The following is a 10,940-nucleotide window of genomic DNA, read 5'->3' on the forward strand; positions in this document are numbered from 1 at the left end:
ATGAGATTGTTTTGTGCCGTCAGGTGTAACCAATTCAACCGTTAGAATCCCTTGCTCTTGTCGCTTGCTGGGCCAATACATCGACGGGATTTTGGCTCTAACGAAGTTAGGGGGTCTTTGTTATGCCCTGCTTTACTTTGGGTTGCTTTTTCAGGTTCTGTTTCACCGTATACACCCCCTATTAGCGCCAGTGTCAGCCCATAACAGCCGTCTGATTGCGCCCTGCTTCCAGCTTCACTCTGCAAAATTCCGAGTTTGCTCGGTGTGGACAGGTAAGGAGTCACTCCTGAGCTTGGAGGGCAGGGTTTTCACCTACATCTTTGTCTGAAGTTCAGTCAATGGTATTGACTGGATATCTTATTTTTGCGGATTTTAACCGTGATTCAGATATCAACGAATCGCACTGCCCAGAAGTACGCAAAAGTGGCACTAGCTGTAGAACCTCACTACACCTCACAGCAGTGCCCTAATTGCGGGGCGATGGTCAAAAAGTCGCTGTCAACTAGAACACATGTTTGTAAATGTGGTTGTGTTTTGCAACGTGACTATGCTGCCGCCATCAACATACTTCGTAAAGGCAAAGAAAAGATTGCTACCTCAGGGCATGGGGGAAGCAAGGTTTCTAAGCGGAAACCAAGAAACGCGCTTGGGAGTTGAAAGCTCTACTCATGCTGGTGCAAACTTGCTTGAGCAACTTTCGACGTTGAGCCTAGAATCCCACGGCTTTTTGTTAAACTGAGCGCAGCGAAAGTTTAACAGCCGTGGGAGTGTCAAGAAAGTCTTTATTTATTTACAAAAATAAATGCGCATACTGTTTAAAGACAAAAACCTTAATTTTCAATGTTCATGTCAAAAAGTCCTAACTTAATCAGGTCATTAGCAAACATTTTCTTCTGAAGTTAGATTCTATTTTCTTTAGAAAATGAGTAAAATAACATACAATCTAAAATAAAACTTTACTGTATCTTCAGAAAGGGGGAGCTATGAGTCGTCCTATCATTCTTGGTATTGTTGGGGATAGTGCAGCAGGGAAAACAACACTGACTAAGGGGATTGCTCAGGTTCTTGGACCGGAGAATGTTACGGTTATTTGTACAGATGATTATCATAAATACGACCGTAAGCAGCGTGCTGAAATTGGTATTACAGCTCTTCATCCTGACTGCAACCATCTTGATATTATGCAGCAACACCTGTCCCAGCTTCGGATAGGACAGCCAATTCTCAAGCCTGTATACAGCCACAAAACTGGTATTTTTGAGCCACCAATTTATGTCAAGCCAAGTAAATTTGTGATTGTAGAGGGATTATTGGGTTATTCAACCCGTGGTGCTTGTGACTGCTACGATGTGAAAGTTTATCTTGCTCCCCCTGAATCTGTACGTGCGCAGTGGAAAATTAAGCGGGATACGCAAAAGCGAGGTTACACAGAAGAACAAGTGCTTGAGGAACTTAGAAAACGTGAACCAGATTCTGAGCAATTTATTCGTCCACAACGACAATGGTCTGACATTGTAGTCAGTTTTTACCCTCCAAATGATGATTTAGACCAAACCAATGGACATCTCAATGTACGTCTGGTACTTCGTCCGACAATTCCTCATCCAGATTTTAGTCAAATTATCAACTACGGCGATGGCAGTTTTGAGTCAGCAATCCGCTTAGGATTAGATAGAGATATGAGCAAACCAGTTGATGTTCTGGAAGTAGATGGTCATGCCACTCTGGAACAGGTTAATAAGCTAGAACATATTCTTTGTGCTGATATGCCCTATCTCAAAAGTATATGCGATCGCGAAGGAAACCCAGAGTTAGGCAAAGTCGCTGGTACAACAGGAGAAACCATCCAGAGTTACCCCCTTGCCCTCACCCAACTATTAATTACCTATCATATGCTCAAGGCAACACAGATTTATCAGTAGAAAAGCGGATAAAATACCAAAAAAGACCTAAAAATTAAAGATTTTGTCAAATATCTAGAGATTTTGAGATTTACAGGGGATAACTAGGAATAAGTCTATATATTATTATTTATCCTTTGTATTCGTCTATGACTTATTGCCTCAGAATTGCTGATATACCTGTGAGTGAGCGTCCGCGTGAGCGGTTGTTAACGTATGGTCCTAAAATTTTAGCTACAGCCGAGTTAATAGCAATTCTGCTAGGCACCGGTCAAGGACACGGAAAACTTTCTGCGGTAGGTCTAGGACAATATATTTTACAGCAACTGAGCAAACATCAGCGAGACCCCTTAGCTGTTCTGCGAGATGTTAGCGCCGCCGAATTGATGCAAATTCCTGGTATTGGTCCAGCAAAAGCGACAACCATATTAGCGGCGATAGAATTAGGAAAACGAGCCTTTCAATCACGTCCAGGAGAACGCACGTTAATTGATAGTCCAGCAGCAGCAGCGGCTGCTTTGAGTCAAGACTTAATGTGGCAAAATCAGGAGCGTTTCGCAGTATTATTGTTAGATGTAAAGAATCGCCTGCTAGGAACGCAAGTGATTACCATTGGTACAGCTACAGAAACTTTAGCTCCTCCTCGCGAAATTTTCCGTGAAGTGATTCGTCAAGGAGCAACACGAGTTATAGTAGCACATAATCATCCGTCTGGAAATGTGGAACCTAGTCAAGAAGATATCGAATTAACACGACAACTGTTAGTGGGAGGGCAATTTTTGGGTATTCCAGTTTTGGATCATCTGATTTTAGGCGATGGTAATCATCAAAGTTTGCGAGAAATCACAACATTGTGGGAGGATTGTCCGCAGGGAGATTAGATTTAACAACAAAGAACTCTTATCAAGTCTGGTTCATCACTGACTATTTGTCTGCTGCGAGTGGAACGAAGTAAAACATTGATAGAGTGGTACAAACCAGACTTAACCCCTCCTGTCGCCTCAAGGCTTTGTAATTCTCATTGGTGATGAGTGTCAAACAAAGTGAAATAATGTGATTTACTTTTTAGTTGTTAATTATTATTCGACAAATCTCATTAATAAACTGATTCATAGTCTACCAAGTTTTAAAAATCATGATTACAAAGTAGTCATCATTAATAACTCTCCCGATGACAACTCTATCTATGATTTGAAAAATGAATCTGTACTCATCTTTAATGCTGAGAAGAATCTCGGGTTTGGTGGTGGTTGCAATTTAGGGATAAAATGGATTTCTAGCCAAGACACTCAAGGAATTGTCTGGATAATCAATCCTGATGCTTATTTTTCAGAAAATGTTTTGGATCAAGTTCAGTTATTTTTTAAGGAACATCCAAAAATTTCTATTCTCGGCACAATTGTTCATACTCCTACAGGAAAAGTTTGGTTTGCAGGTGGTTGCTTTCTTCCGTCAAAAGGAGCAATTATCACTCAAGATTTGTTGAGCAATACAGATGCAGATTACGTTGATTGTGATTGGATTACAGGTTGTAGCTTTATCATTAATCTTGCGAATTTTGATGAGTGTCCTCAGTTTGACCCTGCTTACTTTCTCTACTATGAAGATTTTGATTTTTGCCGACGCTATGCGAATCAGGGACATTTCATTGCTGTGACTAAGCAGTTTGGTGTCATACATCAACCTTCTTCAATTACGAATAGGTATGTTTTTAGAAAAATCAAAAATAGTACTTATGGTTATTTATTATCTTTAGATAGATATACAAGTAAATTGATTCTTAATCTCAGGTTAATTCGCCTGATGTGTCATGCTTTGGTTTTGATTTTTGTCAAACCTCAAGTAGCGTTGGGCAAATTTGCTGGCGTGTTAATGTATTGGAGGCGATCGCTTCCTTAAACCTTTCTCGACAATGCTAGGCTAAGGTCATACCACAAAATTAAAAACTCATAGGCTTGTGCTATGGTTGTACAGATTCCATCCCGTCTTTACTCGATTGAAGAATATTTTGCACTTGAAGAAACCACCGACTACCGCAGCGAATACCGTGATGGAGAAATTGTTCCCATGACAGGTGGTTCGATTAACCATAATCAAATCGTTGTTAATTTAATAATTGCCCTTACCCTCGCACTTAAGGAGCAAGATCACCATGTTTACGCTAATGACTTACGCCTATGGATTCCTCGCTACCGCCAACACACTTATCCAGATGTCTTAATTATCAAAGGTACACCGATTTTTGAGGAAAGACGTACTGACACAGTACTTAATCCGTGTATTATCTTTGAAGTTCTCTCTAAATCTACCAGTAGCCGAGATAGAGGTGACAAATTCACATACTATCGTTCTATTCCTCAATTTCAAGAATACATTCTCATTGACCAATATCAAATCCACATTGAGCAGTTTAGTAAAACCCCAGAAGGTAACTGGCTATTTAGCGAATCTGATGCTGAGGATGGAGTTTTGACTTTAGTTTCAGCTAACTGTCAAATTTCGCACCATCAGATTTATGAACGGGTTCAGTTTGATAGAAATGAGCAAAATATTATTTAACTTATCCATAGTTCTTTCCCAACCTACAGGCATAAGCAACTATGCAAAAAATCTTTTTCCTTTTTTAAAAACTCTTAATCCCACCCTATTAACTGCTCAAAACTACCCCGAATTTAACTGTTATTCAATACCAGATAATTTAACTCCTGCACAGGGAAGCAAAGGACATTTCGACCGACTTGTGTGGACACAATTTCAACTACCAAAAATCTATGAAAAGCTGAAATCTCAACTTATATTTTCTCCACTTCCAGAAGCGCCTCTTTATACTGATTGTCGCTTTATCGTGATGGTTCACGATTTGATACCGTTGCGCTTTCCCAAACTTTTGTCACCACTGACACATTACTCACGTTTCTACGTTCCCCAAGTTCTCGCCCAAGCACAACATATTATTTGCAACTCTCACGCTACAGCAAATGATATTATAGATTTTTATCACATCAGCGCAAACAAAATCACTCCTATTCCGCTTGCACACGACGCCAATCACTTTCGCCCGCTTCATTTAGAAAATAGCAGACAAGATGCCCAACCTACAAGATGTCCCTATTTTCTCTACATTGGGCGACATGATCCTTATAAGAACTTGCACAGACTTATTACCGCCTTTGCAGCATTATCTCATAATGGGGAGTATGAACTTTGGTTTGCAGGACCACAAGATAAACGCTTTACTCGTTTGTTGCAAACGCAAATTCAGGAATTGGGCATAACCGATAAAGTGAAATTCCTCAACTATGTTCCTTACAGCGAATTACCCAAAATTATTCATGGTGCGATCGCCCTCGTCTTCCCCAGTCTTTGGGAGGGTTTTGGTTTCCCAGTTCTCGAAGCAATGGCTTGTGGTACTCCCGTCATCACCTCCAATCTCTCATCTTTACCAGAAGTAGCTGGCGATGCTGCGATCGTGATCAACCCTTACAACGTTGAGGAAATGACTCAAGCGATGCAAACAATTGCAACTGATACAGCATTGCGTCAGCATCTTTCAACTCAAAGTATCAATAGAGCAAGTCAATTTAGTTGGGAAAAAACAGGACTCGCTACTGTTAAAGTTTTATCACGTTACGTTTAAAGTGTGTGCGACGCGAACTTTATTTGACAAAACACAAATTTCACTCGTCAGCACATTTTGCAGCATATGCTTAACTCAAGTTTTCAGACTTTTTGACACATCTAGCACAAACAACAAGTGCATAGCGAGGATCATGGTAATTGAGTTGTGCTGTGGTAAAGTCCTCAACTGTCATTCCGCGCAATTCCCCAGCTGCTGTCATAGAATTGCCATAAGTTTTTACAGTGACATTTTCATCCCCAAAAGACTTTGCAAGCAGCAGGTGTAAACCTTTTGCTGTAAAACGCCAAAGTTCATTATATTGAGGATAATTTCTGGTAATATCAGGCACTGCAACCAGTAACACGCCACTAGGTTTTAAGATGCGATGCAATTCTCCAACCATGTAGTCTAAATCTGGAATAACGTGCAGTGTATAGGTACAAATAATACAATCAAACGTGTTGCTAGGAACATCATTGGGTTGAGTTAAATCAGCAACAATAGTGGCTTTAGGATTGTCTGTTTCCTTGTGTAAAATGTCTAGCTTAGTGACTTGAGTACGACCAAAGCGTGATGTATAGGAATCTTCTTGAAATTCTAAACAGTGTCCTTTAATGTCTTTAGAAAATTCTTGTAAAAATTGCTCTAAATAAGTGCGATGAATGCTCTCTCCACGCTGATTCCATGTATTGGCGAGGGGTTCTACACCACTCATTAATAACTCGGCTCTTGTCTTGAGCATTAGGGGAAATTTGAGTATTTTTTTGGCAGACTGCTTGAAGGGTTTGGGTAACGTTTGTAGAATTGCTTTTTTTTGAATCATTGTATTGTGTGTATGTATAATATGAGACACCTATAAAATGAATCGTCGAAGTTGCTTGAGCACAAGAAGACATCATAGATTGTATTGTGTATAATTTTTATTTTTTCAAATCTTAATAAAAAAAATTTAACGCAGGATAAATACAAACTCCCTCTCATTTCTCTAACGATAAAGAGCAAGGTATCTGGCTTGTTCCATAAAAGATAATTAGTCATTGGTAACAGGTAAGTGGTTGTCTGTTCACTTGTTTCCTTCCATTACCCATTACCTTTAATCTTCTTTAAGGTGTTCCCACTGCACCTGAGTAAACCAAACCGCGTTGCATATCCATTGTTAAAATAGTTCCATCCCGAATCACTTGAGTTGCCTTTTTCACACCGACGATAACTGGCACACCAAGACGTAAGCCAATGATTGCTGCGTGACTATTAAGACTTTCTTCTTCAGTAATAATGCCACCTGCTTTACGAATTGCTTCCACAAAATCAGCACTTGTACCTGAGGCAACTAAAATTTCTCCATAATTAAAGTTACTAGCATCTGTACCAGTCTGTACAACTCGTGCGCGACCACTGACAGAACCTTGCCCCAGTCCGATTCCTTGACCGAGTACCGCCGTCACAACTTCAACCTTAATTAAATCTGTTGACCCAGAAATTCCTTGGAGAGTCCCAGCGGTCATGACAACCAAATTCCCCTCAAACAAGAGTTCTCTTTCTTGGGCTACGTTAATCGCTGCTTGGAATGTCTGACCAGTGGAAGGAAGTTCCAACATCAACAACGGCTTGACTCCCCACACAAGTTGCAACTGTCGTGCGACATTGACATGAGGTGTGACTGCCAGAATCGGTGTTTTGGGACGAAACTTGGAGACATTGCGCGCTGTTGCTCCTGTTTGTGTTAAAGTCATAATTGCTGCAGCTCCTAGCTGTTCTGCAATTTGACCAACAGCTTGACTGATGGCATTCGGAATAGAATGTTTGGTTTCTCTCACACCAGAGGCGTTTGTGTTCAACCACACCTCTTGTTCCATACGTTCAGCAATTCGTGCCATCGTTGCTACAGCTTCGACTGGGTGTTTGCCGACAGCAGTTTCATTTGAGAGCATCACCGCATCTGTCCCATCTAATATCGCATTTGCCACATCGGACACTTCAGCACGAGTCGGACGGGGGTTGTTAACCATGCTGTCTAACATCTGGGTAGCGGTAATAATGGGAATTCCCAAACGGTTGGCGGTTGCAATCAACCGCTTTTGTAGCACTGGGACATCCTCTGCTGGTAATTCCACGCCCAAGTCACCTCTTGCCACCATCACACCATCACACAAAGCCAGAACAGCTTCCATTTGCTCAATAGCTTCGTGTTTCTCAATTTTGGCAATGACTGGTACTTGTTTACCTGTAGTGGAAATGAGTTCTTTAATTTCTATCATGTCTTGCGGGTTGCGCACAAAGGAAAGTGCTACCCAATCCACACCTTGATCCAGACCAAACATCAGATCCTCACGGTCTTTTTCGGTCATTGCTTTCACAGACAGGTAAACGCCTGGAAAGTTCACCCCTTTATTGTTTGAAAGCACTCCTCCTACACTCACGCGACAGTGCAAATCTCCTTTGTCGCGGTTAATCTCCTCTACGACCATTTCTACGCGCCCATCATCAAGGAGAATTCTTGCACCTACAGGGACTTCTTCTGCTAAATAATCGTAGGTAACGCAGCTAATTTCCTGTGTACCAACTACTGGACGATTGGTTAAAGTGAAGCGATCGCCTTTCGCCACAACTATAGATCCGTTGTCAAACTTTCCCAGGCGAATTTTCGGTCCTTGCAAGTCTTGAAGGATGGCGACTGGTTGATTCAGTTCAAAGGCGGTTTGCCGAATGAGGCGAATATTACGCTGATGATCAGCATGAGTACCGTGGGAAAAGTTTAGCCGCAGCGTCGTTGCACCAGCTTCTATAAGAGCTTTAAGCGTTTCTGGGCTGCTGGTTGCAGGACCAATTGTGGCGACAATTTTTGTTCGGCGTACAGAATCTTTTAATTGCATAAAAGCTAAGTTTAGGGAGCTACTCAGGGAATTATCCTAAATCAAGAAGCGCTTGTTGTCTGTTGCTGCTGAGTCAATCACGAATTGGGTAGATGAGTCAGGTCATGGGGAGGTGAGGTTATGAAAAAGTTAAGAAACTGATTCCTCTTGTTGCTTTGTTAACGGGGAACCCCTGCACAAAATTGTGCCTTAATGAGCTACTTGTCACTAAAGTTGTTCGACTCATTTCGGACAAGCCCCTAGCCTTGATAGGTGGTATTGATGACTCTATTGCGCCACTGGTGCACAAGCTCAGATTCTTTTGAAATAATACCGTTATTCAGCCACTGATTTGTAAAGAAATAGATAAATCTTGTGACACACAAATTTATTATTCGTCATTATGTCTTGCAAAACTTCACTTTCCTTATAGAAAAGTGGCATTATCTAAATACTATATCTCGTTAAAGCAACAAGGAGTTCATAATGCTGATGTCGGAGGCAAAGAAGCCACTGACAATCCCGCCAAAGGAATTTTTAGCACCTCCGGGTGATTTTAATCCGACGCTGCTGATGTTTTTGGCAGCGGTGGCAATTCTTGTATTATCCAATTTTGGTTACTGGGTCTGGGAGTGGCCACACTGGTTATGCTTTAGTGCAAATACTCTTGCTTTACACATTGCAGGAACGGTGATTCACGACGCTTGCCATCAATCTGCCCATCGTAACCGAGTGCTAAACGCCATGTTAGGACATGGCAGTGCCTTGATGCTAGCTTTTGCTTTTCCCGTATTTACACGAGTTCATTTGCAGCATCATGCTCATGTCAACCATCCTGAAGACGATCCAGATCATTATGTTTCCACAGGTGGTCCGCTGTGGCTGATTGCGGTTCGCTTTTTATACCACGAAGTATTTTTCTTTAAACGGCAACTGTGGCGCAAATATGAACTGCTGGAATGGTTTCTCAGCCGCTTGATTGTGATTTCAATCGTTTATATCTCAGTTCAGTATCACTTTTTAGGTTACATTCTCAATTTTTGGTTCATTCCAGCATTTGTCGTAGGGATAGCACTCGGTTTATTCTTTGATTATTTTCCCCATCGTCCCTTTGCTGAACGTGATCGCTGGAAAAATGCTCGTGTCTATCCCCATCCAATTCTGAATCTCCTAATTATGGGTCAGAACTACCACTTAATTCATCATTTGTGGCCTTCAATTCCCTGGTATAACTACCAGCCTACATATTATCTCATGAAACCTCTTTTAGATGAAAAAGGTTGCTATCAATCTATAGGTCTTCTGCAAAAGAAAGACTTTTTTGAATTTGTTTATGACATTTTTTTAGGAATTCGGTTTCATCATCACAAATCAACAGAAAATTAGCAAGCGGTAAAAAACCCGGTAACTTTATCGTTGAGCGCAAGCGTTAATTTGGTCTTTCCAGCCAAAACCGGGTTTTCAGGATGACTTTACCTGTGCTCTAGACCGTACTTGCTTTAATCAGTTAGGCTAGTTTGAATAAATTTTGTGGCTTTTGTCTGTAGCTGTTGGCGGTTGATTTTGCCTTGAGAGTTGCGAGGTAAAGTTTGTACAGCAATCCAATTTTTAGGAATTTTAAATTTGCTGAGTTTATCTTTGAGTAAATTTCGGATTTCTATATCAGAGGTATTCGAGTCTTTGGGAATGTAAATTGCTGTGACTGCTTGTCCCCAGAGTTTATCTGGTATGCCGATAACACAAACATCGGCTACTATTCCTGTAGCTCTAATAGAGGATTCAACTTCTATTGGATAAACATTTTCACCGCCTGTAATAATTTTGTCACTGTTACGTCCGACTATATGTAAATAACCTTTGTTATCTAAAAAACCCAAATCATCTACTTGTAAATAAGCCTGATTCTCACAACTATTCGGATAGTACCCTAGGGCAAGAGATTGAGAATAGATTGTGATGTTTCCTATTTGATTTGAATTCAATTCCTCACCTTGCTCATTGCAAATTTTTACAGAGACATGGGGGAGAATTTGAGTACAGTTCTCTTTACCACTAAAAAATTCATCTGGTTTGAGGGTAGCAATTTGAGAGGCTGTTTCCGTCATTCCATAAGTGGGAGCCAACCGAATGTTATAGTATCTTGATTTTTCAAGAAGTTCACTCCACGCTGGCGCACCTCCTAAGAGTACAGTTTGAAATTGAGATAACCACTGAGTTAATTGTGAATTTTGTAGAAGACGCTGTAACTGTGTTGGTACTAAAGAAAGAAAAAAATCTGATTGTTGAATCTTCTTAATTTGTCCAGATTCTAATTCTTTAAATGTTTGAATAACGAGTTTTCCACCAGTGGTAAACGAGCGCATAAATTGCATCAAACCGCTGACGTGATAAAGCGGTAACACACAGAAAGAATGAACTTGCTCACAATGAAAAAATTCTGTAAATCCTCGCACTGATACCATTAAAGTTTCCCAGGTGTGGACAGCAAACTTCATCTTTCCTGATGAACCACCAGTAGGAATCATGATAAGTTCTGAGTGGGGAGGTGGGGAACTCGGGGCCCCCACT

General features: G+C 40.9%; 10 protein-coding genes. 7 read left to right on the top strand and 3 right to left on the bottom strand.

Annotation, left to right across the window (positions count from 1 at the left end):
• Window positions 1–423: 423 nt before the first annotated feature.
• The 6 genes from DP117_RS31100 to DP117_RS31125 all read left to right on the top strand — a co-directional run bounded on the left by DP117_RS31100 (window position 424) and on the right by DP117_RS31125 (window position 5,538).
• Window positions 424–657, top strand: coding sequence for a zinc ribbon domain-containing protein (locus DP117_RS31100; protein WP_339381080.1), 234 nt, complete (start codon window positions 424–426; stop codon window positions 655–657).
• Window positions 658–983: 326 nt separating this feature from the next.
• Window positions 984–1,922 carry a phosphoribulokinase gene (locus tag DP117_RS31105; RefSeq protein WP_169222050.1) on the top strand — a complete coding sequence of 313 codons (939 nt, stop codon included), beginning with the start codon at window positions 984–986 and terminating at the stop codon, window positions 1,920–1,922.
• Between the two features lie 128 nt (window positions 1,923–2,050).
• Complete coding sequence (gene radC, locus DP117_RS31110; RefSeq protein ID WP_169222051.1) at window positions 2,051–2,782, top strand: DNA repair protein RadC; 732 nt, start codon at window positions 2,051–2,053, stop codon at window positions 2,780–2,782.
• A 172-nt stretch (window positions 2,783–2,954) separates the two neighbouring features.
• The gene (locus DP117_RS31115; RefSeq protein ID WP_169222052.1) at window positions 2,955–3,800 is read left to right on the top strand and encodes a glycosyltransferase; all 846 of its coding nucleotides are present in this window, start codon (window positions 2,955–2,957) and stop codon (window positions 3,798–3,800) included.
• Window positions 3,801–3,863: 63 nt separating this feature from the next.
• The gene (locus DP117_RS31120; protein WP_169222053.1) at window positions 3,864–4,460 is read left to right on the top strand and encodes a Uma2 family endonuclease; all 597 of its coding nucleotides are present in this window, start codon (window positions 3,864–3,866) and stop codon (window positions 4,458–4,460) included.
• Window positions 4,441–5,538: a glycosyltransferase family 1 protein gene (locus DP117_RS31125; RefSeq protein WP_169222054.1), complete on the top strand. Its 1,098-nt coding sequence runs from the start codon at window positions 4,441–4,443 to the stop codon at window positions 5,536–5,538. The genes DP117_RS31120 and DP117_RS31125 overlap by 20 nt, the downstream gene beginning before the upstream one ends.
• A gap of 70 nt (window positions 5,539–5,608) precedes the next feature.
• Here DP117_RS31125 and DP117_RS31130 read toward each other — a convergent pair whose 3' ends face one another.
• Both DP117_RS31130 and pyk read right to left on the bottom strand, forming a co-directional pair.
• Entirely contained in the window at window positions 5,609–6,343 is a 735-nt protein-coding gene (locus DP117_RS31130) for a methyltransferase domain-containing protein (protein WP_169222055.1), read from the bottom strand.
• A 280-nt stretch (window positions 6,344–6,623) separates the two neighbouring features.
• Window positions 6,624–8,393: a pyruvate kinase gene (gene pyk / locus DP117_RS31135; protein ID WP_169222056.1), complete on the bottom strand. Its 1,770-nt coding sequence runs from the start codon at window positions 8,391–8,393 to the stop codon at window positions 6,624–6,626.
• A 465-nt stretch (window positions 8,394–8,858) separates the two neighbouring features.
• On the opposite strand from pyk, the gene crtR reads away from it, so the two are divergent.
• Complete coding sequence (gene crtR, locus DP117_RS31140) at window positions 8,859–9,758, top strand: beta-carotene hydroxylase (protein ID WP_169222057.1); 900 nt, start codon at window positions 8,859–8,861, stop codon at window positions 9,756–9,758.
• A gap of 113 nt (window positions 9,759–9,871) precedes the next feature.
• Here the strand turns inward: crtR and DP117_RS31145 are convergent.
• Window positions 9,872–10,940: 2-succinylbenzoate--CoA ligase (locus tag DP117_RS31145; protein WP_169222058.1), on the bottom strand; the 1,069-nt coding region annotated here is incomplete at its 5' end.

The organism is Brasilonema sp. UFV-L1 (assembly GCF_012912105.1).
GTDB lineage: Bacteria > Cyanobacteriota > Cyanobacteriia > Cyanobacteriales > Nostocaceae > Brasilonema.